We start from the raw sequence: 25016 nt of genomic DNA, 5'->3' as shown, positions 1-25016 counted from the left end.
AAAATACGAAATTATTTTAAAGCCTTCCCGACTAGGTTAATCAAATCTTAGCTCTATTTTTGCAAGGCATTTACAGGTATGGAAAAAATATTACTCATTGGTGGAGCAGGCTTTTTAGGATTGAATTGGATTCAATTTCTAGAAAATCAAGTGGCTAGCCGAGATGTAGCATTGACCGTCCTATCGAGGCATCATCATGCCGACTTAGCTCTATTTCCTCAGGTGAAATTTATACAAGGAGATTATGGTGACCTCGATGTATTGAATCGTTTATTTCAGGAAGAAAAGTTTACTCAGGTTTTTCATTTTGCTAGTACCATTGTTCCTGCCACTTCTACCCAAAATGTATCTGAAGATCTAGAGGCCAATTTGAATCCTACGATTCAACTATTGGAGGTAATGAAGCAACATGATTGTCGCTTCTTAGTTTATTTTTCTTCTGGTGGTGCGGTGTATGGACATGCCGGATTTGAGGCTTTGAATGAAAATCAGGCCTGTCGACCTATTTCTTCTTATGGCATTATCAAATTGGCCGTGGAGCATTACATTCAGCTTTATTCCAAAATCCATCAGATTGATTATTTGATTTTGCGCTTGTCGAACCCTTTTGGGTATTTCCATCATTCAGATCAACAAGGAGTCATCAATATTGCTTTACGGAAGGCATTGCGTGGAGAGACTTTTACGGTCTGGGGAGATGGTAGCCAAACGAAAGATTATATTTTTGCCGAGGATATCGCCAAGGCTATATTTCAACTGTGGCAGTCTGGCCACAAAAATGATACCATCAATATTGGATATGGTTCAGCTATCTCTTTATTGACTATTTTAGAGAAGATTAAAAGCCTAATTCCTGGTTTTCAGGTTGTTTTTAAAGAAGCAAAACCTACCGACGTACCCCACGTCTGCCTAGATATCCAAAAACTAGAATCCCTCATTTCATTTGAAAAAACGCCATTTGATGAAGCGCTGGAAAGAACGTGGAAATGGGAAGAAGGAAATGGTAAATGATGAATTATAAATTATAAATGGATGTAGCATTCTACATTCTAAACCCTAATCACTAATATTGCCGCTTCGTTCATCACCTTTCGCTCGTGCTGACCGACGGTATTTTCTATCTAAAATTCTACATTTTTCATTCTACATTGAACGGTTAATCCGAACGAAAGATTGGAACGGAGCTTGAGCGAAGCGGCAGGCGGATATTTGACCCTGCGCATAGGCCATGTGTGTGAGCGTCAAAGATTAAAGCCGTAAGCGGAGAGACAATCGGTTCCGCATAGCGGAATTCGTCTTAGGATTAACCGTATTTCTTCTGTTTTTTTTGTTTCTTTTTTTATGAAAAAAAAGAAATACCATGGAAGTTTTGATACAGCAAAATTAATAATTACTATAAGCTATTAATAAACCGCAATTCAACCTATATCAGGACAAGACATTCTTCATTCTACATTGAAAGTCTAATCCCAATCAAAGATTGAAAATGAATCTATAATTTCTTCGCAACTAAAATAAACGTACAAGCATCCTCTCTCCTGGATTTGTTACCAGCGATTTTGTCGAAGAAGATGATGAAAGGTTGTAAGAGCATGGACCAAAGAGGACGGATGGCTTTTGGGAATTTGAATAAAAGGCCATCTTGGAATAATTGCAGTCCCATGGAAGAGCGAGAAAGAATTCCTTCGAAATAAACAATTTCAAATCCAGCTTCTTTGACAATCTTTTGTAAACCCGTGGAGGTCCACCGCCAGAAGTCGGTAGGGTCTGGATGAAACATCCAATACCCGTGAGTGGAAAGAATCAATTTGCCATCTTTTTGTAAGATTCGACAAGCCTCGTTTAAATAGGATTTGGGATCCTCTACATGTTCTAATACTTGAGTGGATAAGACAAAGCCTACGCTTTCATCGGGCATATCAATGATACCTTTGGGATCTACCACCACATCGGCTTTGGTGTTGATGGCCAAATCTAAACCAATGTATTGTTCCACAAAGGGACCAAATAGAGGTTCGTAGGGCTTATTGCCACAGCCATAATCTGCCAGTAATTGGTGAGGGGAGTTTTTGACAAATAGTTCGATGACTCTTTCTAATTGCTTTCTCAATTGAATTAGATAATAATAGCGAGCCGACATTCTTCCCCAAATTTTGGGATAAAGACGTTCCACTCCTGCTTCTCTACTTTCCATAATTACAATAGTTTGGATAAGCGATGGTACTCATCCTGCGAATTTTTATATTCAATAAATTCCTTAGATAGGTGCAAATATTTTTTTGCTTTGGCCTTTTGGCCCGACTTATGAGCAATCCGACATAAGCCTAAATAAGCTAATCCACGGATATCTTTGGTAAACCTTTCTTCAAAAGGATAAGCCAAGGCTTTCAAATAATGTGCTTCAGCCTGAGCCCATTTTCTTTTACCAATTTCATCCGCCATACCTTTAAACACACAGACAGCGCCTGTGTAATAGGGTATTTTAAATTTCTCTAATTTCTCGTTGTAGATTTCTCCATCCTCGAAATTGCTGGTCAATGCCAATAGTTCTGCTCTTTGAAGTAAAAATAGATGATTACCCGGAAAATCCTCCAATAGCGATTGATTGAGAGCTAAGGCTTTTGCGGGTGCCCCTTCGTATTTGTTATATACATATCCCAAATAAAAACGCCCTTCATTTTTTACGAAAATCGTTTTACGTGTACTTTGCTCTAAGAAACTCAATCCAGCCCGCTTATTCCCATCTTCAAAAAAGACCATCAAAGGCTTAATCACTGGATGTAATTCTGGGTAAACAATGCGGTAATAATTATATATACCAGCTGAATACAAAAATTCCGGTTGTTTGTCGGTGTTTTTTAGGGCAATTTTCAAGAAAGAATAGGACTTGCGTGTATAAGATACGGCCTTCATGAAATTTTGATTATCTGCCTCATATGCGGCTAAAAAACCGGTGGAAGAGATGCAGAAGAAGACAGCTTCCAAATCATTTTCATTTTTTTCGTAGGCGGCTTCTGCCAATTCAAAACTTCTTTCTAAATAAGCCAAATAGGCCTTACTTTGATTGAGATGATCTTTTAAGGGGAAGTATTGTTTTTCCCATTGCATGGCCAACAATAAATAACTACTAGGGTGCTTGGGATATTTTGTTTTTAAAGCATTGAATACCTCTGTAGCTTCTTTGAACTCGTGGTTATACATGTGATTCAAGCCGTTTGAAATCCATTCCTTAGCTTGATTGTCCGCTAATATTTGTCCAGAAATACTCCAGGACCAGAGACAAAGAAGGACTGTAAAAATTCGCCGCATATACGCTCATTTGAATTGCAAAAATACGTAAGTACTGTGGTTTTTGGGCCTAATTTTTTACTTTTGTTTCTATTTAATAATTAAACTTCCCGAATGATTTCATTTCAAGAATTTACCTTAGACAACGGCTTACGTGTGATCGTACATGAAGACCCCAGCACTACACTAGCAGTGATGGATGTGATTTACGATGTTGGCTCTCGAGATGAAGACCCTATCCGAACAGGATTCGCTCATTTATTTGAGCATCTGATGTTTGGAGGTTCGGAAAATATACCCAATTACGACAGTCCTTTGCAACGAGTGGGAGGCGAAAATAATGCATTTACCACGCCCGATTTGACGAATTATTACATCAGTTTGCCATACCAAAACCTGGAAACAGCTTTTTGGTTGGAGTCTGATCGCATGAAGCAGTTGGCTTTTAACCCCAATTCCCTGGAAGTTCAAAGAAAAGTGGTCATAGAAGAATTCAAACAGCGCTATTTAAATCAACCTTATGGTGATTTATGGTTGAAGTTTAGACCTTTGATTTACCAACAACATCCTTACCGATGGGCCACCATTGGGGCAGATATTCAGCATATAGAGGAAGCGACTTTAGAAGACGTAAAGGCATTCTTTTATCAACATTATGTACCTGCCAATGCGGTATTGGTCGTGGCAGGTAGAGTGAAATTGGATGAGGTAAAAGTCTTAGCCGAAAAATGGTTTGGACCTATCCCAGGTGGTGTGAAGCCGGTGCGTCAATTGATACAGGAAGAGGTGCAGCAAGAAGATCGTAAGATGGAAATTACAGCCAATGTGCCTTCTGATAGAATTTATAAAGCCTACCCCATGGTTGGGCGCTATCAACCTGGTTTTCATGCCATAGATATGTTGGCAGATTTGATGGGTAGGGGAGAATCCTCTTATTTATATGAGCATTTGGTTCATAATGAGCGTATTTTTGACTCCTTAAACGCATATCAAATGGGCTCCGTCGATCCGGGTATTTTGGTGATTCAAGGACAAGTAAGTGAAGGAGTGGACATAGAAGCCGCGGATCAGGCTTTGGAAAAGGTTATCCAGGAATTTGTTCAATCAGGAATCGTAGAAAAAGCGTTACAAAAAGTAAAAAATCAAGCGGAGGCCAGTTTAGTATTTATGGAAGTAGAGGTCTTGAACCGCGCTATGAATCTAGCCACGGCCGCCAATGCAGGCGACCCTGATGGAGTAAATACCGAAGCCGAAAAAATCCAAGCCGTTTCTTTGTCTGAAGTACAATCTTGGGCAAAACGCTTGTTTATTGATGGGAAAACGAATACCTTATGGTATAGGAAGGAAATGAATTAATCATGAAGATACGCGTAGGACAGGGATATGATGTGCATCGCTGGGTTGAGGGTAGACCCTGTATTTTAGGGGGTATTGAAATTGATTCAGTGAAAGGCCCCTTAGGTCATTCAGATGCTGACTTAGTATGTCATGTGATTTGTGATGCCTTATTAGGAGCGGCCAACCTACGTAATATCGGTTTTCATTTTTCAGATAAAGATCCTCAATGGAAAGGTGTTTCCTCCATTGCCTTATTGACTCGCGTACTAGAAATGATTCGAGAAAAGGGATGGGAAGTGGGCAATGTTGATGTGACGATCGTTTTGGATCAGCCTCATTTAAATCCACACATACCTGCCATGCAGGCCAACTTGGCCCACGTGATGGCAGTGGAATTGGATCAAATAACCTTAAAAGCAACCACCTCAGAGGGGATGGGTTTTGTTGGAAGAGGAGAAGGAATATCGGCCATGGCAGTGGCTCTAATTACTGCTGAGTAAGCTATGCCTATCAATTTAGAAAAAGAGCGATTAGAGATTTTAAAAAGGTACCGCAAGTTGCTGCGGACCGCCAAACCCTTTTTAAAAGATGATGATGCCAAGCAAATCAAAAAAGCATTCTTGATTTCCGCGGAGGCGCATAAAGAGATGCGTAGAAAATCAGGGGAGCCTTATATCTACCACCCTTTGGCTGTAGCTCAGATATGTGTCGAAGAGATTGGCCTAGGGACCACTTCCATTGTCTCTGCTTTGTTGCATGATGTGGTGGAAGATACGGATACCACTTTAGTCGATATCGAGAAAGATTTTGGTTCCAAGATAGCCTCCATCATTGATGGGCTTACCAAGATTTCTGGGACATTTGAATATGGAACATCCCAGCAAGCGGAAAACTTCCGAAAAATGCTGTTGACCCTATCCGATGATATCCGAGTGATCTTAATCAAGCTAGCTGACCGTTTGCATAATATGCGAACTCTATCTAGCATGGCCAAGGAAAAGCAATTGAAAATAGCTTCGGAAACGATTTATTTATACGCTCCTTTGGCACACCGTTTAGGTTTAAATGCCATCAAAACGGAATTGGAAGATTTGGGTTTGAAATATACCGAACCTGAAGCATTCAAAGAGATAGCCAATAAATTGACAGTAAATAAGCGTAACCGCGAAAGCTTTGTCGATCATTTCATCCGTCCTATCAAAAAATCTCTGGATGAATTGCATTTGAATTATACCATCAAAGGCAGGCCAAAGTCGATTTATTCTATTTACAATAAGATCAAAAGCAGCAATACCCCATTTGACAAAATCTATGATTTATTTGCCGTCAGGGTGGTGATTGATGTGCCTTTGGAAAGAGAAAAAGCAGATTGCTGGGAAGTTTATTCCATCGTGACTGATCACTATCGTCCTAATCCAAGTCGATTGAAAGACTGGGTGTCTACCCCTAAATCCAATGGATATGAATCATTGCACACCACGGTGATGAGTTTGCCTTATGGCAACGACAAAGAGGGGCGCTGGGTGGAAGTCCAGATCCGTACCAAAAGGATGGATGAGATTGCCGAGAAAGGGGTAGCAGCACACTTTAAATATAAGGGGACCGACACCCGCACAAGTCAAGCATTTGAGTCTTGGTTGAGTCAAGTCCGTGAAGCCTTGGAAACCAACGACAAGAGCCAGTCGGCCGTGGAATTGGTGGATGATATCAAAAACTCCTTGTATCATGAGGAGGTCTTTGTATTTACTCCAAAAGGGAAATTGGTGGTCTTGCAAGTGGGTTCCACAGCACTGGATTTTGCTTTTGACATTCACTCGGAAGTAGGAGCGAAGTGTATTGGTGCCAAAGTTGGAGGAAAATTAGTGCCTTTGTCGCACAAGTTGAGCAATGGTGATCAAATTGAAATCTTAACATCTTCTAAGCAAAAACCATCGGAAGACTGGTTACGCATTGTAACCACAACCAAAGCAAAGGCTAGGATTAAAGATTTTATCAAGGAAGAGAATAAATCGCACGTCATTAAAGGGCGTGATATGATTGAGCACCGATTGAAAATTTTGGGTTACCCAAGTTTGACTTTGGAGATTACCAATCAACTACGTGCTTATTACAATGCCAAGGATGCCAATGATCTTTTCTATCGTTTTGGAAAGGGATATGTCGCCATAGAGCAGTTAAAACATTGGAAGTCCGACAAAGAAATGCACGAGCGGAAGCAGGCAGAAAAGGCAATCCAAGTTCCTATAGTAGATAATAAGAGTTTCACCAAAGAAATGAAACGTGTACAGCATGACCGTAAGGATGCTGATATTTTGTTGATTGGGGAAGATATGGACAAGGTGGATTATACCTTGGCTAAATGCTGTAACCCCATCTCAGGTGATGATGTGTTTGGTTTTGTGACCATCAATGAAGGGATTAAAATTCACAGAACCAATTGCCCTAACTCCCCCGAATTATTATCGAGACACGGTGACCGAGTGATCAAAGCACAATGGGCTAGTCAAATAGCCATGTCATTTGTGGTAGATTTGGTGATTCGAGGAATTGATCGGGTAGGTTTAGTGAATGATGTGACTCGGGTAATTTCCAATGAACTCAAAGTGAACATTACAGCATTGAATATCGGGGTGAAAGATGGACTTTTTGAAGGTCGAATTTCCCTAATGATTCAAGATACGGATCACTTGGTCGCCCTAGTAGGGGAATTGGAACGAGTGGCAGGAGTAATTGAGGTTGCTAGGGAAGAATAATAGCTTTTTTCAGTTTTTATAGCTTATTTTACGTCGTTTTTTTCGCTAAATGTCCACAGAAATAGATAAGTTCGATTCGGTTAAGAAAATTTTCACAGCCTACTTGGAAAACAAGGGTCTGCGCAAGACACCCGAGCGATTTGCAATCTTGGAGGAGATTTATTTGCGCGACGATCATTTTGATGTGGAGGAGTTGTATATCTCCATGAAAAACAAGAAATACCAGGTTTCCCGTGCCACCGTATATAATACATTGGATGTATTGGTAGAATGTGATTTGGTGGTGAAACACCAATTTGGACGTAATCAGGCACAGTTTGAGAAGTCTTATGGACGTAGGCAGCATGATCATTTAATTTGTACAGATTGTCACAAAGTGACGGAGTTCTGTGATCCACGCGTTCAAACCATCCAAAGTTTAGTAGGAGAAATGCTGCATTTTAATGTGATGCACCATTCTTTGATTTTCTACGGATCATGTACCAACAAGAATTGTGAACACCGAGCTAATTTCCAGGCGAGGTCTCAAGAATAAAAGATTTTAACACTAGTTTTTATGGCAGTTGATGTATTATTAGGCTTACAGTGGGGTGATGAGGGGAAAGGTAAAATTGTAGACGTTTTAGCACCTCGTTATCAGGTTGTGGCAAGATTTCAAGGAGGACCTAATGCAGGTCATACATTGGAATTTGATGGTTTTAAGCATGTTTTGCATCAGATTCCATCGGGTATTTTCCGTCAGGAAGTGCAGAATATCATTGGTAATGGCGTGGTGTTAGACCCCATCATTTTCAAGAAAGAGATAGAAGGATTGGCGCATTTTAACTTGGATTTGCAGAAAAACTTAGAGATTTCTAAGAAAGCATCCATCATTTTACCAACTCACCGTTTATTGGATGCCGCTTACGAGCTGGCCAAAGGAAAAGAAAAAATTGGTTCTACCTTAAAAGGTATCGGGCCAACCTATACGGATAAAATTTCTCGTCAGGGATTACGTGTAGGTGATATGATTTCGCCTAATTTCCCAGAAAAATACAAAACCTTAGTGGATCGCCATAAAGCGATTTTGGATGTATATAAATACGAATACGATTTGGCTGAGGCTGAAGCTGCCTTTTTTGAAGCAGTAGAATTCATGAAACAATTTGCCTTAGTGGATTCGGAGTATTCAGTGAATAATGCCATTAATTTAGGTAAGACTATTTTAGCCGAAGGAGCTCAAGGTTCTTTATTGGATGTGGACTTTGGTTCTTATCCATTTGTTACTTCTTCCAATACCATTTCCGCGGGTGCTTGTACGGGCTTAGGTGTTGCTCCTAAAAACATTGGAGAAGTATTCGGTATTTTTAAGGCTTATGCTACGCGTGTCGGTTCAGGTCCTTTCCCTACCGAACTAGAAGATGAAGTTGGAGAAGCCATGCGCCAAGAAGGTCGTGAATTTGGTTCTACGACTGGTCGTCCTCGTCGTTGTGGTTGGATTGATTTACCTGCTTTAAAATATGCCATGATGATCAATGGGGTGACTCAATTGATTATGATGAAGGCTGACGTCTTGAATATCTTTGAAGAGATTCTGGTTTGTACTGCCTATGAAATGCCGGATGGCACTGTTACCGATCAAATCCCATTTGAGATAACCGATATTAAAGTAAAACCCATTTATGCAAGTCTACCAGGATGGCATTGCAGTTTAGAAGGAATGCGTGATTTTAACGAATTACCTGCTGAACTGACCAATTACATTGCCTTTTTAGAGAAGCATTTGAACTTACCGATCAACTTCATTTCAACAGGCCCAGATCGTGAGGCTTGTGTTTTGAGAGGATCATTGGCATAACAAGATGATGGCTTCGGATCGAATTGATTTGGCAGAATTGTATAAGTTCGATGAGATTTACTGGATTCCAGCAGATCGGCCTGCCATTCCATCCGAAGCTCCTTTTACGCCCAGAGAAACACCACAATCCACTTTGGAAGTGGAGCTTCCCTCCGCGAAAACGTCTGTGGTAGAGGGAAAAGTCAGTATACCTGTACAAGAAAAACCTAGTGCCCCTTCCGGACCAGGCTTACAAGCCAGCCTCATAGATGAAGTAAAGTCAATAGAACCCAAGGTTCTCCAAGAGTTACCCATAGTCACGTGTCGACTGGTCGTTGTGGGTAAGATTAATCCTACTGAAAAAGAAAGGTTGCAATTGGTATTATCGGCGGCTCCAGTTTCTCTTCAACCTAGTGATTGGCAGGTTTTAGAACCTACGGATTCCTTTTCTTTAAGCGAATTTGTAGAAGGCACTCAAGCGCAAATCTATGTATTCCTAGGTGACCAAATCCCAGCTTGGAAAGAACAATTGCCAGAAGGTAAAATCAGCCAAATCGGAAATAATGCTATCTATTACTTCCCTCGATATATCTCTAGTTTAAAAGATTCCGAAAAACCGTTGAAATTGGCGTTTTGGAATAGCGTGAAGGAAATTATAAATTATAATTTATAAATTATAAATGGGGTTTCTGTAAACGTCATTCAGGCATTCACAATTTATAACCTATAATTTATAATTTATTTCATGTCCATCCTCGGCAGTGGACTCACGTCTTGACCACAGAAAATACCGGCCTCTGCTTTGAAGTGACCAGCCATGGCAATCATGCCTGCGTTATCTGTACAATATGAAAAAGCAGGAATAAATACATCCCAGTTTTGCTGAGCACCCAGTTCCTGAATTCCATTTCTTAGTCCCGAATTGGCGGCAACGCCCCCGGCTATAGCTATCTGTTGACAGTTCTTTTCTTTCATCGCTTTTTTCACTTTGCGAAGCAACATGTCGATCAAGGTCTTCTGTACCGAAGCACAAATGTCCGTTTTGTTTTCCTCAATGAACTGTGGATTATTTTTTTGTTCTTTTTGTAAAAAATAAAGAATAGCCGTTTTGATTCCGGAGAAAGAAAAGTCTAAACCGGGCATTTCTCCCAAAGGAAAAGGGAACCGATTGGGATTACCTTCCTTCGCCAATTTATCAATCATGGGGCCACCCGGATAGGGGAGTCCTATGAGTTTGGCCGTCTTATCAAAAGCCTCTCCCACGGCATCATCTTGAGTTTCTCCAATGACCTCCATTTCTAATGGACTTTTCACCCAAACGAGTTGAGTATGTCCACCACTGACCGTCAAACAAAGGAATGGAAAGCGCGGTTTGGGGTCCTCAATAAAGTGGGCCAATACGTGAGCTTCCATGTGGTTTACTTCAATGAGCGGAATGTGTAAACTCAAAGCCAAAGCCTTGGCAAATGAGGTGCCAATTAATAGCGCTCCCAATAAACCTGGGCCACGCGTAAAGGCAATGGCATTCAGTTCATTTTTGTTTATATTTGCTTTTTGCAGTGCTTCGTGAACGACTGGAATGATGGATTTTTGATGAGCTCTGCTGGCCAATTCCGGGACTACTCCACCCCATTGGGTATGGATTAGTTGAGTGGATACAATGTTCGACCGAAGTTCACCGTTTACCATAATGGCAGCGGAGGTTTCGTCGCAAGAAGATTCAATAGCCAGTAGATTCATATCGGATAAAAACTCTGCAAAAATAAGGCAAAATATGCCGTAATCGTTGGTTTTTCTGGAAAAGAAAATATGATTAAAGCAACCAAAATCTTCACTAAATCCATTCTTTACGGTTTGGTAGGGATTTTTTTGTTGTTTTTTATGGTGGTCTTATTGCTTCGTGTACCCGCTAATCAAACCTTACTAGCCCAGTATTTTGCCCCCAAAATGGAGAAAGCCATTGGCTATCCACTCACGGTTCGCGCCATCCAACTGAAGTTTTTTGATGAAATAAGTTTTTGGGGTTTGCGCGTCAAAGACCCTTGGGGCAAGGAAATGATCCATATTGAACGATTGGATGTTAATTTTAATTTGTCCGATATATTGTTCAAAGGAAGCAACCCTCACCTAGATTATGCCCGCTTATATCAACCCAAAGTTCATTTGATTTTTGAAAAAAAATCAGGAAAAATGAATTTGGATGAATTTATTGTTCGAATTGATCATTGGTTAAATCCGGGGCCTAGTGTGGCAGGACCTAGTTCAAAATTTGAAATATTAGATGCCGAAGTAGTGGATGGTTCTTTTATGTTGGATGATCAACAAATTAAGAGCGAAGCTACGGCTAGGCATTTCGATTTGAATCACCTGATTTTTACGCACATCAATGCCAAGGTTAAGAATTTTTATGTGCAGGGAGATACACTGGGTTTACAGACTATTGGGCTTAAAGCATTGGATCCTGTCAGTGGATTGAATATCAAGGCTTTGGATACTAAATTCATGTATGCCGACAAGCAAATGCGCTTTGATCAGTTGAATTTATTCTTCAATGATTCCCAAATTAAAAATCAAATCGTTTTCGATTATTCCAGTACTAAGGACTTCAAGTTTTGGAACAAAAAAGTCAGCATGAAAGCCCATTTTGACAATAGCCTTATTCGTGGTGAAGACTTGGGAAGGTTTGTGGAGGATATGTACCAATACAAAGGTATGTACAAATTGAAAGGCAATTTAGAGGGTCCCGTTGCCCGTTTAAATCTCCAGAATTTTGAGATGGCATTTGGTAGCAAAAGTGTGCTGCGTGGGGATTTTAGTTTCAAGGGTTTACCTGAAATTGACAAAACGGTGATGAATTTTGACATGGTGAATTCCCAATTTCACCCACAAGATTTACAAGTCTTTTTGTCGAAATCTGCCGTAGAAAAAATGAATATTTTGGGTCCCGTTTCTTTTGGCGGGAAATTCTCAGGAACGAATAAAGATTTCAACACATCCGGTAAATTAAACACGGGTTTAGGTTATTTGGAAGGAGATGTGACAATGAATCTGAATGATTCTATGGCCTTTTCTAAATACCAAGGTAAACTGAAATTGAAAAAATTTAAGCTGGGTAAATTGTTTAGTTTGGAAGAGTATTTGGGAACAGTTGATTTGGAAGCTCAAGTTAAAGGATCAGGCTTTTCAAGTAATTCTGCCAAAGTGGATTTTGATGGCCAAGTTTCTGAAATCAATATCAAACATTATGCTTACCGTAGAGTAAGTTTGAAAGGGAATTTGCAGCGTCAACTTTTCAAGGGATTAGTCTCTGTCAAGGATAGCAATTTACTAGCTCAAATGAGTGGTGAAATCAATTTAAGGCAGGAAAAACCCCTGTATAATTTGGAAGGACGCATTGACCATGTTGATTTGGGAAGATTGCGGATTACGGATACTCCTATGCAGTTAGTCAGTGACTTTCAAGTCAATATCGCCATGAATGATTTGGATGATTTAGAGGGGAAAGCCACTTTTTCTGAAGCCATTTTAGGGACGCCTAAGAAGATGGATTTGCCCATACATTTGTTGACTTTTAGTTCGGATTTAAAAGGGGCAAAGCGTCGCTATCGCTTAAATTCTGATTTGATTTCCGTGGAGGCTGAGGGGGATTTTGTCCCTTCGCAATTGCAAAAAGATTTAGGTCAATTGTGGGAAGAATACACCTTGTATTTCACCAAAAACGAGAGTGAGAGAGCAGCTTACTATGCCGCCAAAACACATGAGACAAGTCGGAAATATGTGTCCGATTTTACGGTCATTTGCCATGATGCAAAACCTATTTTAACTCGCTGGTTTCCTACTATCGACTTAGCCAAGAACACGGTTTTTTCAGGAAGTGTTAATAAAGGACGATCCGTTTCTCTGAGTTTGGAGTCCTATCCAGATACTTTGGTTTTAGGTGGTTATAAGTTTTATCAGTCCATTTTTTCCTTCCAAAGTTCTAAGTTTTTAGGAGGGCCAGAGGTTTCCAGTAGCTTGGTTTTTCAATCTAGAAGGCAGCATTTGAACTTTTTGACTCCTACGGAAAATTTGAAATTGGATGGTCTTTGGGATCAAGATCGTATCAACTTTGAGTTGGATTTTAAGCAACAAGGAGATGACAATGCTGCGCATTTGGGAGGTGTTTGGCGCTTTGAAAAAGATGGTTTATCGCTTCGTTTTAAGGATACTTACTTACGTATTTTAGGACAAGATTGGGCGGTAGACCCAGAGAATAAAATATCCATTCAAGGCAAGGAGTTGCATGCCGAACATTTCTTGATTTCGAATCAAAAACAGTCTATTGCTTTGCAAGGAAGCTTATCCATGGACTCCACAGAGACCTTACGCCTAAGGGCTAATAAGTTTCAATTAGGCACCTTAGCACCATTGTTTTCCTTGAAAGTACAAGGAGAGTTGAATGCTGAAATCAACATTCAAGATTGGTATCAGCATACCCGTTTAGATACTTGGCTACTGGTAGATTCCCTACATCTGAATACGTTTTACATAGGTAACTTGCAAGGCGTAGGAACCTACAATGCGGATTTGAAAACGATGGATTTGAACTACCATTTAAATCGTTTGGGCGAGTCCGTAGTGGAGGTAGATGGGACCTATAAACCCTTTGAAACGAGAAATAAGCTGGATATCACAGCGGAGTTGAATAAGACCAACCTCAGTATATTGGAGCCCTTTACCCAAGGCGTATTTTCTGGATTAGCAGGAGATGCATCGGGTAAATTAAAGGTTAGAGGAACCTTAAATGATCCGGATATAGAAGGGAAAATAGTGCTTCAGAAAGCTAAATTATTCTTCGATTACCTAAAAACTAGCATGGCTTTTTCAGATACAGTGGAGTTTAAAACCCGACAAATCATTGGTCGAAATTGGAAGATTTCAGACCCAGAGGGTAATTCGGCCAAGCTGAATGCCAACTTTGTTTTTCCCGTAGGTAGCCCATTTGAAATGAATATTGAGGCTACGTTAAATCGTTTCAAATTGTTGAATACTCAGCGTGATCCTACTTCCTTTTATTATGGGACAGGTTATACCTCTGGGCCTATTTCCATCCATGGAGCATTGCATGATTTATTGATTACCGCTCACTTGAAAAGTGAAAAAGGTACTAGATTGTATATTCCTTTAGACCGCGAAAGTAGCACGGAAAACGAGGAGGATTATGAGTTTTTTAGTAAGTCCTTGCAGGTAGATATTAATGCGGTGAACCAGCAACTGACTTCCAAATTAAAGGAGGGTGGTATCAGTTTAGATTTGGATTTGGCCTTCACTCCTGAAGCTTATGGCGAGGTGCAAATCGATAAAAAGAAGGGGGATTTGATGCGGATTTATGGTACAGGAAATATCAATATGACCTTGGACAAAAAGGGGCAGTTTAGAATGATTGGCGACTATGCCATTGACCAAGGGGACTATACTTTTACCCTGCAAAATTTAATCAATAAGCGATTTGCCATTCAGCGAGGCTCTAAGATTTCTTGGACAGGCGATCCTTTGGAGGCCAATGTGAATATCAAAGCCATCTATACCCAGTACGCCTCTCTATTCCCGATATTATTGGATACGACGAATAAATCCAACTTACCTGAGTTCAAAAGACGCTATCCTGTGGATGTGACCATCAGCTTGCAAAATCGCTTATTATCACCCAATATTTCCTTTGATATAGGCATACGGGATTATCCCAAAGATGTTCACTTAAATGGTGCCGTTACGGCCTTTACCAATCGCATTAAGACGGATGAGCAGGAGCTAACCCGACAAGTTTCCAATGTCCTATTGTTCGGACAATTGGTCTCACCCTTTGGAGGCAGTGGTATTGCCTTGGGTAGTTTAGTAGGTAATTTTACCGAAATGCTTTCTAATCAATTGAGTAATTTGGCCTCTCAAATCAATAAGGATTTGAACATCGATGTGTATTTAGGAGGTGGGAATTTGAATCAAGATATCTTATCTAATTTACAATTACGGGCTTCGTATAATGTGAATGACCGCTTACGCATTACCCGAAGTGGGGGCTTCACTGATGCCCGAAATCAGACGAGTCCTTTGATCTTACTGGGCGACTGGGCCTTGGAATATTTTGTGAAACGAGATGGATCTCTTCGCTTAAAGACCTATAACCGCAACGTGCAAACCACCCTTCTTGGGTCTTTAAACTCCTACCAAATTAATCAAACGATAGGAGCTAGTTTGTTGTATAACCGAAGCTTTAATAAGCTATTTGGGAAGTGAAATTAATGTAGAATGGAGAATTAGGAATGGAATCCATTTATCATTTATAATTCATCATTTACAATTTCCTTTCCGCCTTTGCTGAACGATAAAAAAAAGAAAGGCCTAAGTATATGCTGAAACGAAGTGTTATTTTGAAACAACAAGAAAGAGTCCTACAAAATAGCTTTACCGAAGATTTAATTCATATGGTATTTCTTTTTTTTATAAAAAAAGAAACAAAATAAACAGAGGAAATATGGTTAATCCTAAGACGAATTCTGCTTCTCAGAACCGATTGTCTCTTCGCTTACAGCTTTAATCTTTGACGCCATCGTACATGGCCTATGCGCAGGGTCAAATATCCGCCTGCCGCTTCGCTCAAGCTTCGTTCCAATCTTTCGTTAGGATTAACCGTTCAATGTAGAATGTAGAAAATGTGATGTATCGTTTTTTGAACCGCTGTTCGACATATGTTATGTCGAACTACAAATCAACGGGTTCTACAATCCCACCAATTGTAACTTAAAACATCCTATATACTCTGATTAAAGCGAATCGAAGATACTTTTTATCAACAATTCGACATGCCATTTAGAACATGTCGAATTGCTTAATTCAACAAAAGCAGATTCAAGAATTAAAGCTCTAAGGTCTTCAATAATTAGAGCATTGGGAAATAAAAGTAGTAGTCCTCTTTATAATAAAATTTCAATTGGAGAGGATACTTCAAATTTGACTTTTAAGCCTTTTTCTGATGCACTTTTGAGTTCGGGGTTATTACCAAAAGTTTCTGGAAATAAATTTTCTGAGGAGTCTCACAAATATTCAATGTATAATCCATTAAATCTAAATCATTTGGAAGAAATGGATCGTGCAAAAGGAAATATTGAAAAACTAATATCATTGAGCTATGATTTTGTTGAGACTAATTATAGTGAAATTTATAACAAAGAGAAATATTTCATATTGTCTAATAGGGGGACTTATGCTTTTATATGTCTAATAGGGAGTTTGAATACATATTTAATTGATTCAGGCAAAATTTCAAGAGAATCTTCACCAGAAGAAAGATTTAATTTTATTAAATATTATTTAGGTATACTATGTGAACAAATTTTAAATCTAAGTCCAGAAGAAGAGAAAAGGCAATTAGAGTTATTAGGAGCGGGAGCAAATGTAAAATGGTTACGTTTTTTTCAAAGTTTAGTAAACAAAGTAGAGCAGTTGTATAGTCCTAAAGATCTTGAAGATTGGAAAGAAAGACAAAATGATGATCTTCAAAATCATGGCAGAAAATTGGGTGTTGAAATTGAAAAATTCATTAAAAAGTCAACTTTAAGTAAGTTACAAGCATTATTTGGTGAGAATTGGGAATTAGAAATAGGTAGTATAAAACGGGAATGTGTTGAACGAGCACTACAAGAGGATGAAAGAAATTATAAAGAAGGAATTTCAAAAGAGGCTGTTGATTGGAAGGACATGTTTAATATAAATGATTATAAAACAATTATAGAAAAGAACTGGATTAAAAAACCAGATATTTCAACAAATGAATTTGTAACATTCGAAAAAGAATTTTCAATTGATATAAGTAAAGGGTTTAATAGTAAAAGTGAAAAACTTCAATGGATTTCAAATTTTAATTCTTATAGAAATTTATGGGCACATGAAGGAACAAAGGAAAAAAGATTAAATAAGGAAGAAGTGGTTTTTTTAGAATTTATTCATTCTAAATTTTACAAGAAATCATAACTTGCTATATTTTATTTACACACTTTTCGAGTGGTGCCTCAAAAAAAGAAAAGCCTTAGGAATTGAATTTCCTTCATATGGAAGGTGCATTATTTTTTAACCCATGACATTTTTTAATACAAATTTCTTGAGTTTTCGCAAGTTTTTTTAAGAATAATTAGTCAATATTTAAGCCAGATTTAGCTTTTATGTTGAAGAATAAATTGTATCAATGGGTGGAGATATATCAAGGTAAGCCATTGTATGGGCTAAGGATTTGGTTTATTCTTACCTATTTTTCCCCTCTACATTTTCTAATTTCTGGATCCATTTTATTTTACCTTGAGTTCGTACTGAGGTATCGAATGAATAGTTTTTTTGCTCTATATAAGTTGGATTCAGCTTTCTTGTTGTTAAGTGTATTTGTTGGACCTTTTATAGAAACTTGGTTATGTCAATGGTTAATTATTAACGTTTGTCAACGTATATTTTCTACGTTCTCTGAACGTATATGTGGAATATTATCCATCGGTATTTCAAGCATCATGTTTGCTGCAGCTCATTATTTCAATGATCCTTATTATCCTTTTTTGGTATTTGATTCAGGTATCGTATTAGCTATGGTTTATTATTTTACCAAAAAGGAATTTGATGCTAACAAGGCTTTTATTTTGACTTTTTTAATCCATGCTTGTTGGAATTTAATTCCCACTAGTATACATTTCTTATTCATATGAGTACTTCGTTCATCCAATTATTAGGTCTATTCCCTGCTGTAGTTTTATCCTTTATTGTGCTGTATTTAATGGCACTGGTTATAGCTACAATTGTCACATTAAAATCAAGGTATTATTCCCCCATTGATAAATTGATTCGTATTGTGCTAGCACTAAACGCACCATTTTTAGGGATTATCCTGGTGTTTTACGAACAGCATTATGGAAAGTTATAAACCCCCATTCTACATTTTACACTTTTCATTCTACATTAAAAAAAGGAACCACTCGCGCAGTTCCTTCATTTAATGTATAATTACTAATACCTATTTTCCTATTTCACCTCAAATCCACCCGTTCCAATCGCGAAGCCTTCTGAATATAATTCAATGGTATATTTACCTGGTTTATAAGCCACACCACCACGAGAATAGAACACATCGACTGTCTGGTTATTGTTGGAATAGGTCACCACTTGCTTAGCCGTATAGACCATTTCTTTTCCATCATGAGTAAACTTGCCTGATCCTGCAGCCTCGTCAGATACGATAGCTCCTTCGGCATCTAATACACGAACGAAAACGGTTTTGTTTTCTAATTTAGTAATTGGGTTGCTAGCTAAGTTGAACGTGATTTTCAACTTCTCAATTTTCTTACCATTGAAACGAGATTTCTCAGCTTCTTTACCTTTACTACTAACCGACAATACACGTAAGCTTTGTGCTTTTAGTGCAGCGGCAATACTTACTTTTCTGGCTAATTCCTTGTTCTTTTCCGTTACTTCAGATAAAGTATCTACTAAGGTTTTGTTCTCCGTTTTAAGGCCCGTATTTTCGGTATTCAAGGTTTGGTTTTGAGTTGTCAACACTTGGTTGTTCTCCGTCAAAATACCATTTTGCTTTTTCAATTCTATAATGTCTGCATCTTTCTGCGTCAATACTAAATCGTATTCTTTGATTTTCGCATCGTAAGAGGCAATGGTGGCGTGGTTCGCTTTCTTCAAAGAGCTTTTATCTTGCTCTAATTGGACCTTCAATGCTTCTAAATCACTTACTTGCCCACCTAATGCTTTGATTTCTTCAATCTTGGCATCCAATTGAGTAGAAATGGAATCCAATTTCATGCGCGTATTCGCTAATTCAGTGGCTTTTTCTTCAATATTGACGGCCTGTTCTTGTGTCAATTGGTTGGAACGAAAATATAAGACGCCAAGCACAGCAGTTAATACAGCCAATACAATCAAGGCAATCTTTGAGGTGTTGTTGGAGGTTTCCATTTGCTTCAAATGTTTATTTAAGGGTTTAATTCCTCGCAAATTTAACATTAATATTCAATATTTTCTTTTAAATAGGCTTTTGGTTAATTTGCGCCTCTGAAAGACATGAATATGCCTACGTATGACTTTATTGTGGTGGGTTCTGGAATCGCTGGTTTATCCTACACAGTTAAGGTAGCCCAATACTTCCAGGATAAACAAATCCCCATCAAAATTGCTTTAATTACCAAAACGGTTGCCGAAGAAACCAATACCAAATACGCTCAAGGTGGAATTGCCGCCGTTTGGGATAATCAAGATTCTTTCGAGAAACACATACATGATACCTTAGTAGCTGGCGACTTTGAAAGCGATCCTAAGGTGGTGGAATTGGTGGTAAAAGAAGCTCCTGAGCGGCTGAAAGAGTTAATTTCATACGGAACCGACTTTGACCGTAAATCAGATGGAAGTTTTGATTTAGTCAAAGAAGGGGGACACTCCGATAAGCGCATTTTACATTACAAAGATTCCACAGGCAATGAAATAGAGCGGGCTTTATTGGAAAAAGTCAAGTCTTTTGCCTCAGTGGATTTTTTCACGCATTATTTTGCTGTTGATCTTATTACCCAACATCATTTAGGGGATAAGGTGACCAAAGATACCCCCCATAAAAAATGTTTTGGGGTATATGTCTTAAATAAGAAAACCAAAAAAGTAGAAACCTTTATTGGGAAAACGACCTTAATGGCCACCGGAGGGATTGGTCAAGTATATCAATCTACCACCAACCCGACCATTGCCACTGGAGATGGGATAGCGATGGCTTATCGGGCTAAAGGTTTTGTGAAAGGGATGCAATACATCCAGTTTCATCCAACGGCTTTGTATCAACCAGGGAAAAAACCTAATTTCTTGATATCGGAAGCTGTCCGTGGACATGGCGGGATATTGAAAAATCTGGATGGATCAACCTTCATGGAAAAGTACGATGAACGTCTTTCTTTAGCCCCTCGGGATATTGTGGCTAGGGCCATCGATTCAGAAATGAAGAAAAATGGTACTGATCATGTTTACTTAGATACTCGGCATATTCCCAAAGAAGAAATAATCGCTCATTTTCCTATGATTTACCACTATTGTTTGGATCATCTGGGGATAGATATGTCGCAAGAAATGATTCCTGTGGTACCATGCCAGCATTATTTATGTGGTGGGATCATTGTTAATGAATATAGCCAAACCAATATCGAGCACCTATATGCCGCTGGAGAATGTTCGCATACAGGTTTGCATGGTGCCAACCGTTTAGCCTCTAATTCCCTATTAGAAGCCATTGTATATGCACATCGCGCCTTTGAAAAATCCATTGGTGAATTCGGTACACAAACCATCCCAGCAGGTATACCTCATTGGAATGACGATGGTACCCGAAATCCAGAGGAAATGGTTTTGGTGACAGAGATGACTCGAGAACTGGAGTCGATCATGAGTAATTACGTAGGAATTGTCCGTACGGATCGACGTTTAAAACGGGCTTATGACCGTTTAGAGTTAATCTATTTGGAACACGAAGAATTGTACAAACAATCCAAAATCACAGTGCCACTGTGTGAATTAAGAAACATGATTAATGTGGCTTATTTGATCATCAAGCATGCTCGTGCGCAAAGAGAAAATAAGGGATTGCACTATAATTTGGACTTACTTAGTGCGTGATTTTAGGTAGTGAACAATCACTTCAAGTCCTTTTTCAAAATGGATATTGTTCGGGATAACAATGTCGCAGCTCTTTTTATGTGGGCGAATGAATTCTTCATAAGTCGGTTTTACGTGGTATTTCCAGCGGTACATCACATCCTGTAAATCATACCCTCTTTCTTCGTTATCCCGCTTGATTCGACGTTTCAATTTAATTTTGTTTTGTGCGTCAATGAATATTTTCAAGTCCAACAGTTTGGCTACTTCCGGAAAATGGAAAACAAAAATGCCTTCTACTACCAAAATTTTGCGTGGGTAAAAATGTAGGATATTGGGGATCTTAGTCGAGTTATTGAAGGTGTATTCTTCCCGTGTCACAATTTCGCCTGACCGCAGTTTCTCTACGTCTTTGGCAAAAGCTTCATCATCAATGGCACCTGGTAAATCAAAATTCTCAATACCATTTTCGTCTTTGGTTTGGTCTTGCTTGGGACGGTAATAATTATCTTGAGATAAAAGACAGATTTCTTCGGAAGGGAACTGGGCCATGAGTTTTTGCAAAAACAGCGTTTTTCCTGAGGCACTTCCACCGGTGATTCCGATGATATAGGGTCTTTCGTTGGTTGGGGTCATTGATGTAGCGAATTCGAATACAAATTTGCGAAAAGCATTTAATTATACCTCAAAAAAAGACAGGTTTTCAGCGATTTACGTATTTTAAGTAAAAGGTCTGCTTCTCCTTGACTAGTTTTTGACTGATTTGAAATTGTATTCGAGCCATTTGAAGGTCTATTTCTTCTTGAAAGTACAGGTCTTTGGCACATCCTTCATGGATACGACGATGATTAAGGGACAATTCTTCCTCTAATAAAATCCATCCGCCGGGTTTTACTATACGTTTCAAAGCTGGAAGAATTTCTTCCAAAGGGGTTAATTCATGCCAGGCATTGAATACGAAAATACCATCAATGCTTTGGGGGGCAATGGGAAGCTGAGCAATGGGTTTATGGAAAATTTGGACTTGAATGGAAAAGGATAAGGATTGTTTTTTTTCGAAGTAATCAATACTTTCTTGTACCGCTTCCATGCTCAATATTTGGGTATTGGGGTCAACAAGAATGATTTCCCGACAAGGCCGATGCAGCAAGAGATTTACTTCCCACCAAGCAGACCCACAACCTAAGGAAAGTAAGGTGTCAGATGGCTTCCAGGAAAAATGCTCGAACAATTGTTTCATGCATCAAAGAAAAGGAAAATAATTAGTAGTTATTGTGGAAATGTAGAATGTAGAAATATAGTGATTAGGGTTTAGTTATTAGGGATTAGGGGGAATTTAGATTGTAGAATGGCGCCACATTCATTTATACTTTATAATTTCCTTTTCAATCTTTTGTTGGGATCAACCTAGTATTGTAAAATGTAGAATACCTTGTCCTGATATAGGTTGAAAGTTGGGTTTATTAATAATTCATTGTAAATATAAATTAAGCTGCATATAAATCAACTGGCTTTTTCATTTTTAAAGCTAAATGTGGTCTTGTCCTGAAATAGGTTGACTTTGGGTTTATTAATAATACATCTTAAATAAAAATTTAGCAGTTTCAAAACCTCCAAAGTCTTTCTTTTTATAAAAATTAAAGGCCATGGTAAATGGTGTGATTATAGTTCTTTTGAATCAGCTCATAAATAACATCACTTAAAATCCAATTTTACGGTATTTCTTTTTTTTAAAAAAAAGAAATACCTAAGTAATCGCATTAAAGTAGAGTGCGATATAAAATAACATGTATTGCTTCAATAAATACATATCGGAAAATCCAAAATATTAATGTTCGATAACTACCAGCTGAGTCGTCCTAAAAACTGTCAACCTATATCAGGACAAGACAGAATCTCAACCGTTAGACGACCTAAAGGGTTTTTCCTATTTTCAAATAACAGAAAATACTAAAGGAAATGGAAAGACAGAAATTAATCAGTAATTTTCGGAAGTAGCTATATTTAAACCTACATAATCTCCTATGGCGATATTCATTGCACCAACAGCCTCAGTAATGGGCAGAGTTTTTATTTCACCCGACGTGTCGATTTGGTATGGAGCTGTCATCCGAGCAGATGTAGAAGAAATTCATTTGGGGGAAGGTTGTAATGTGCAGGATAATGCCGTATTACATGCTGATGAGGGAGATAAAACCATTTTGGGGAAATTTGTGACCGTTGGACATTCGGCTATTGTACATGGAGCAGAAGTAGGAGAGGGGAGTTTGATAGGCATGCATGCCACAGTCTTAAACCGGGCTAAAATAGGTAAGTACTGTTTGATTGGGGCACATGCCTTGGTGACGGAAGGGATGGAAATACCCGATTATTCTTTAGTCTTAGGGACACCTGCCAAAGTGGTAAAAACACTGAATGAATCGCAGATAGAGCGATTAAAATACGGTCCACCCCATTACATTAACATGGGAGAAAAACATGCGAAAGGCGAATATCCACTCATCACTCAAGCAGATTTTGAATCATGATTGATCTCATATTAATACGTCATGCTCATTCAGGACCCTACGATCAGCCCGACAAAGAGCGTCCATTATCCTTGCAAGGAATGGAGGAGGTTAGTTTATTGGCCCAAAAGTTCAAATCGGTTCATTTACCTTCTGGTTTGTGGTTATGTTCGGATACCAAAAGAACCATGGAAACAGCCACTGCCTTGCGAAGTGAACTGGGGATTGTGGGACCATTGAATTTGGATGCTTGTTGGTATCAAGCCTCTGGCCCAGATTATGTCAACATGATAGAAAAGCAAAGTAGACCGGTGATTTATTTGGTGGCACATAACCCTTCTATTTCTTATGTGGCATCCTATTATTCTGGGACTTTGATTCAAATGGAAACGGGTGGCTGTTGTTATTTGCGTTTTCAGTATGCAGACTCACCTGTTGAGTTAAGTAAAGGAGCGGGTGATCTAGTCTTTCATTTTAATCCACAGGTGGTATAATGAATAAAAATCAGAAAATTTTCCGTTGGGTACTCATTCTGTTCACGCTATTGATGGTGGCCTTAGCGATTGATATGGCTAAAAATACCACGGCTCCTTGGAATAAGAAGAAGGTAGAGAAGGGGAGGTAGGGATTTTGTTTAGTGATTGTAAGCATTGTCTAATTTGTTCATAATTTACTTGGTTAAAACTTAATAAAAATCTGTAAATGGAAATAAAATACTAGAAGTAGATTTTTATAAATCATTTTTAAATAGATTTGGGAAACATCTAAAATATATTTAATGAAAATGACTTTTAAATTTCTGCTGTTAGCAATATTCATTTTTTTGACTTCTTTTAATTCATTTGCTCAAGAAACAGAATTGCCCAAAATTGAAAATGACACTTTGTATACTTTAAGTGGATATAAAATTTATGAAGGCCAAGACTTAAAATTAGGTTCGGGATCATTACCCAATGGAGATTTTAAGTACATTACAATTTCGACTACATCATGGTTGACGGCAGGAGCTCCTTCACAAGGTGCTGTTGGAAGAAAGTGGAATGGACATCTTTTTAAAGTTAAAAAATTCAGAAAAGAAGGAACGAAAAAAAGAGGTTTTACTTATTACCTTATATTAGGGGGAGGTAATATAGTTAATTATGAATGTGATATAGAAAGTGCAATTGCATTTGGGGAGGTAGTAGTTCCAGAAAAATATAGACCAAATAAATCAAATGGAACTGTTGTTGAAATTAAGCATGAATTAAGCATTGGTGATGAATTAGCTAAACTCAAAAAGCTTCTGGATGATGGAGTTTTAACAAAGGAGGAATATGATGCTCTTAAGAAAAAATTACTTTCAAAGTAAGTGCGCTTTACTTTGACAAAAGTATTTACAAACAAATGCAAATATATTTTATCTGATTGATTATATGCCAACACCAAAATTCTTTGTAAGACAGTATCAAGACAAAAGTGGAAGAACTTATATGGTGCATCGATATTGGGATAACCATTTGAATAATTATGAATATCAAGTATATGAACTTAAAATGGCTAAGCCAATAGCAAGATTATTGGGTTCCCCTGAATTATCAAATACTCGTCAAATGTGCGACTGGGTTTGGAAAAATGTTGAATCTATCGATGGTGATTATATTGAAGGCAAAGATTAGAAATCTC

General features: G+C 38.5%; 22 protein-coding genes. 16 read left to right on the top strand and 6 right to left on the bottom strand.

Going from position 1 to position 25016, the window contains the following annotated elements; translation table 11 throughout:
- Positions 1–78 precede the first annotated feature (78 nt).
- A complete protein-coding gene (locus EWU23_RS12190; RefSeq protein WP_166232584.1) occupies positions 79–1011 on the top strand; it encodes an NAD-dependent epimerase/dehydratase family protein in 933 nt (310 codons plus the stop codon).
- 481 nt (positions 1012–1492) lie between these two features.
- On the opposite strand, the gene EWU23_RS12185 is transcribed toward EWU23_RS12190, so the two are convergent.
- Positions 1493–2194 carry a class I SAM-dependent methyltransferase gene (locus EWU23_RS12185; protein WP_166232582.1) on the bottom strand — a complete coding sequence of 234 codons (702 nt, stop codon included), beginning with the start codon at positions 2192–2194 and terminating at the stop codon, positions 1493–1495.
- A gap of 2 nt (positions 2195–2196) precedes the next feature.
- The gene (locus EWU23_RS12180; RefSeq protein ID WP_166232580.1) at positions 2197–3309 is read right to left on the bottom strand and encodes a hypothetical protein; all 1113 of its coding nucleotides are present in this window, start codon (positions 3307–3309) and stop codon (positions 2197–2199) included.
- A 93-nt stretch (positions 3310–3402) separates the two neighbouring features.
- Here EWU23_RS12180 and EWU23_RS12175 point away from each other — a divergent pair, with 93 nt between their 5' ends.
- Genes EWU23_RS12175 through EWU23_RS12150 form a run of 6 tightly spaced genes read left to right on the top strand, consistent with a single transcriptional unit; the run spans position 3403 to position 9868 of the window.
- Positions 3403–4644 carry a M16 family metallopeptidase gene (locus tag EWU23_RS12175; protein WP_166232578.1) on the top strand — a complete coding sequence of 414 codons (1242 nt, stop codon included), beginning with the start codon at positions 3403–3405 and terminating at the stop codon, positions 4642–4644.
- A 2-nt stretch (positions 4645–4646) separates the two neighbouring features.
- A complete protein-coding gene (gene ispF, locus EWU23_RS12170) occupies positions 4647–5126 on the top strand; it encodes a 2-C-methyl-D-erythritol 2,4-cyclodiphosphate synthase (protein WP_166232576.1) in 480 nt (159 codons plus the stop codon).
- A gap of 3 nt (positions 5127–5129) precedes the next feature.
- Entirely contained in the window at positions 5130–7379 is a 2250-nt protein-coding gene (locus EWU23_RS12165) for a RelA/SpoT family protein (RefSeq protein ID WP_166232574.1), read from the top strand.
- A 49-nt stretch (positions 7380–7428) separates the two neighbouring features.
- The gene (locus tag EWU23_RS12160) at positions 7429–7914 is read left to right on the top strand and encodes a Fur family transcriptional regulator (RefSeq protein WP_109322291.1); all 486 of its coding nucleotides are present in this window, start codon (positions 7429–7431) and stop codon (positions 7912–7914) included.
- A 21-nt stretch (positions 7915–7935) separates the two neighbouring features.
- Entirely contained in the window at positions 7936–9216 is a 1281-nt protein-coding gene (locus EWU23_RS12155) for an adenylosuccinate synthase (RefSeq protein ID WP_166232572.1), read from the top strand.
- A 4-nt stretch (positions 9217–9220) separates the two neighbouring features.
- Positions 9221–9868: a hypothetical protein gene (locus EWU23_RS12150; protein ID WP_166232570.1), complete on the top strand. Its 648-nt coding sequence runs from the start codon at positions 9221–9223 to the stop codon at positions 9866–9868.
- Between the two features lie 65 nt (positions 9869–9933).
- On the opposite strand, the gene tsaD is transcribed toward EWU23_RS12150, so the two are convergent.
- Positions 9934–10935: a tRNA (adenosine(37)-N6)-threonylcarbamoyltransferase complex transferase subunit TsaD gene (gene tsaD, locus EWU23_RS12145; protein WP_166232568.1), complete on the bottom strand. Its 1002-nt coding sequence runs from the start codon at positions 10933–10935 to the stop codon at positions 9934–9936.
- Positions 10936–11004: 69 nt separating this feature from the next.
- On the opposite strand from tsaD, the gene EWU23_RS12140 reads away from it, so the two are divergent.
- From EWU23_RS12140 to EWU23_RS12130, 3 genes are all read left to right on the top strand, one after another.
- Positions 11005–15468: a translocation/assembly module TamB domain-containing protein gene (locus EWU23_RS12140; protein ID WP_166232566.1), complete on the top strand. Its 4464-nt coding sequence runs from the start codon at positions 11005–11007 to the stop codon at positions 15466–15468.
- Positions 15469–16056: 588 nt separating this feature from the next.
- Positions 16057–17202, top strand: a complete 1146-nt coding sequence (locus EWU23_RS12135; protein WP_166232564.1) for a hypothetical protein — start codon at positions 16057–16059, stop codon at positions 17200–17202.
- A gap of 344 nt (positions 17203–17546) precedes the next feature.
- Complete coding sequence (locus EWU23_RS12130) at positions 17547–17918, top strand: CPBP family intramembrane glutamic endopeptidase (RefSeq protein ID WP_205753176.1); 372 nt, start codon at positions 17547–17549, stop codon at positions 17916–17918.
- Between the two features lie 313 nt (positions 17919–18231).
- Here EWU23_RS12130 and EWU23_RS12125 read toward each other — a convergent pair whose 3' ends face one another.
- Positions 18232–19173 (bottom strand): hypothetical protein, encoded by a 942-nt coding sequence (locus EWU23_RS12125; RefSeq protein WP_166232560.1) that lies wholly within the window; start codon positions 19171–19173, stop codon positions 18232–18234.
- A 111-nt stretch (positions 19174–19284) separates the two neighbouring features.
- On the opposite strand from EWU23_RS12125, the gene nadB reads away from it, so the two are divergent.
- On the top strand, positions 19285–20868 hold the full coding sequence (gene nadB, locus EWU23_RS12120; RefSeq protein WP_166232558.1) for an L-aspartate oxidase: 1584 nt from the start codon (positions 19285–19287) through the stop codon (positions 20866–20868).
- Here nadB and udk read toward each other — a convergent pair.
- Positions 20854–21483: a uridine kinase gene (gene udk / locus EWU23_RS12115; RefSeq protein ID WP_166232556.1), complete on the bottom strand. Its 630-nt coding sequence runs from the start codon at positions 21481–21483 to the stop codon at positions 20854–20856. The genes nadB and udk overlap by 15 nt on opposite strands.
- Positions 21484–21550: 67 nt before the next feature.
- Positions 21551–22087 carry a class I SAM-dependent methyltransferase gene (locus tag EWU23_RS12110; RefSeq protein ID WP_166232554.1) on the bottom strand — a complete coding sequence of 179 codons (537 nt, stop codon included), beginning with the start codon at positions 22085–22087 and terminating at the stop codon, positions 21551–21553.
- 784 nt (positions 22088–22871) lie between these two features.
- Between EWU23_RS12110 and EWU23_RS12105 the strand changes: the two genes are divergently transcribed.
- From EWU23_RS12105 to EWU23_RS12090, 5 genes are all read left to right on the top strand, one after another.
- On the top strand, positions 22872–23375 hold the full coding sequence (locus EWU23_RS12105; RefSeq protein WP_166232552.1) for a gamma carbonic anhydrase family protein: 504 nt from the start codon (positions 22872–22874) through the stop codon (positions 23373–23375).
- Positions 23372–23848: a SixA phosphatase family protein gene (locus tag EWU23_RS12100; RefSeq protein WP_166232550.1), complete on the top strand. Its 477-nt coding sequence runs from the start codon at positions 23372–23374 to the stop codon at positions 23846–23848. Before EWU23_RS12105 ends, EWU23_RS12100 begins: the two co-directional genes overlap by 4 nt.
- The gene (locus EWU23_RS14175) at positions 23848–23979 is read left to right on the top strand and encodes a hypothetical protein (protein WP_262495135.1); all 132 of its coding nucleotides are present in this window, start codon (positions 23848–23850) and stop codon (positions 23977–23979) included. Before EWU23_RS12100 ends, EWU23_RS14175 begins: the two co-directional genes overlap by 1 nt.
- 153 nt (positions 23980–24132) lie before the next feature.
- Positions 24133–24702, top strand: coding sequence for an SHOCT domain-containing protein (locus EWU23_RS12095; RefSeq protein ID WP_166232547.1), 570 nt, complete (start codon positions 24133–24135; stop codon positions 24700–24702).
- Positions 24703–24766: 64 nt separating this feature from the next.
- Positions 24767–25009, top strand: coding sequence for a hypothetical protein (locus tag EWU23_RS12090; RefSeq protein ID WP_166232545.1), 243 nt, complete (start codon positions 24767–24769; stop codon positions 25007–25009).
- Positions 25010–25016 lie beyond the last annotated feature (7 nt).

The sequence above is a fragment of the Aquirufa beregesia genome (assembly GCF_011090385.1).
In the GTDB taxonomy this organism is placed as follows: Bacteria; Bacteroidota; Bacteroidia; order Cytophagales; family Spirosomataceae; genus Aquirufa; species Aquirufa beregesia.
The sequence above is the reverse complement of the archived record's forward strand: the minus strand, read 5'-3'. Positions and strand labels throughout refer to the sequence as shown.

What these genes read in the sequence shown, in the direction of transcription:
- EWU23_RS12095 (WP_166232547.1), top strand. Translation starts at nt 24,133, where the DNA reads ATGAAAATGACTTTTAAATTTCTGCTGTTAGCAATATTCATTTTTTTG.
- EWU23_RS12125 (WP_166232560.1), bottom strand. Translation starts at nt 19,173, where the DNA reads ATGGAAACCTCCAACAACACCTCAAAGATTGCCTTGATTGTATTGGCT.
- EWU23_RS12140 (WP_166232566.1), top strand. Translation starts at nt 11,005, where the DNA reads ATGATTAAAGCAACCAAAATCTTCACTAAATCCATTCTTTACGGTTTG.
- EWU23_RS12090 (WP_166232545.1), top strand. Translation starts at nt 24,767, where the DNA reads ATGCCAACACCAAAATTCTTTGTAAGACAGTATCAAGACAAAAGTGGA.
- EWU23_RS12100 (WP_166232550.1), top strand. Translation starts at nt 23,372, where the DNA reads ATGATTGATCTCATATTAATACGTCATGCTCATTCAGGACCCTACGAT.
- EWU23_RS12150 (WP_166232570.1), top strand. Translation starts at nt 9,221, where the DNA reads ATGATGGCTTCGGATCGAATTGATTTGGCAGAATTGTATAAGTTCGAT.
- EWU23_RS12180 (WP_166232580.1), bottom strand. Translation starts at nt 3,309, where the DNA reads ATGCGGCGAATTTTTACAGTCCTTCTTTGTCTCTGGTCCTGGAGTATT.
- EWU23_RS12110 (WP_166232554.1), bottom strand. Translation starts at nt 22,087, where the DNA reads ATGAAACAATTGTTCGAGCATTTTTCCTGGAAGCCATCTGACACCTTA.
- EWU23_RS12190 (WP_166232584.1), top strand. Translation starts at nt 79, where the DNA reads ATGGAAAAAATATTACTCATTGGTGGAGCAGGCTTTTTAGGATTGAAT.
- nadB (WP_166232558.1), top strand. Translation starts at nt 19,285, where the DNA reads ATGCCTACGTATGACTTTATTGTGGTGGGTTCTGGAATCGCTGGTTTA.
- EWU23_RS14175 (WP_262495135.1), top strand. Translation starts at nt 23,848, where the DNA reads ATGAATAAAAATCAGAAAATTTTCCGTTGGGTACTCATTCTGTTCACG.
- EWU23_RS12130 (WP_205753176.1), top strand. Translation starts at nt 17,547, where the DNA reads ATGAATAGTTTTTTTGCTCTATATAAGTTGGATTCAGCTTTCTTGTTG.
- EWU23_RS12105 (WP_166232552.1), top strand. Translation starts at nt 22,872, where the DNA reads ATGGCGATATTCATTGCACCAACAGCCTCAGTAATGGGCAGAGTTTTT.
- tsaD (WP_166232568.1), bottom strand. Translation starts at nt 10,935, where the DNA reads ATGAATCTACTGGCTATTGAATCTTCTTGCGACGAAACCTCCGCTGCC.
- EWU23_RS12160 (WP_109322291.1), top strand. Translation starts at nt 7,429, where the DNA reads ATGTCCACAGAAATAGATAAGTTCGATTCGGTTAAGAAAATTTTCACA.
- EWU23_RS12155 (WP_166232572.1), top strand. Translation starts at nt 7,936, where the DNA reads ATGGCAGTTGATGTATTATTAGGCTTACAGTGGGGTGATGAGGGGAAA.
- EWU23_RS12175 (WP_166232578.1), top strand. Translation starts at nt 3,403, where the DNA reads ATGATTTCATTTCAAGAATTTACCTTAGACAACGGCTTACGTGTGATC.
- ispF (WP_166232576.1), top strand. Translation starts at nt 4,647, where the DNA reads ATGAAGATACGCGTAGGACAGGGATATGATGTGCATCGCTGGGTTGAG.
- udk (WP_166232556.1), bottom strand. Translation starts at nt 21,483, where the DNA reads ATGACCCCAACCAACGAAAGACCCTATATCATCGGAATCACCGGTGGA.
- EWU23_RS12185 (WP_166232582.1), bottom strand. Translation starts at nt 2,194, where the DNA reads ATGGAAAGTAGAGAAGCAGGAGTGGAACGTCTTTATCCCAAAATTTGG.
- EWU23_RS12165 (WP_166232574.1), top strand. Translation starts at nt 5,130, where the DNA reads ATGCCTATCAATTTAGAAAAAGAGCGATTAGAGATTTTAAAAAGGTAC.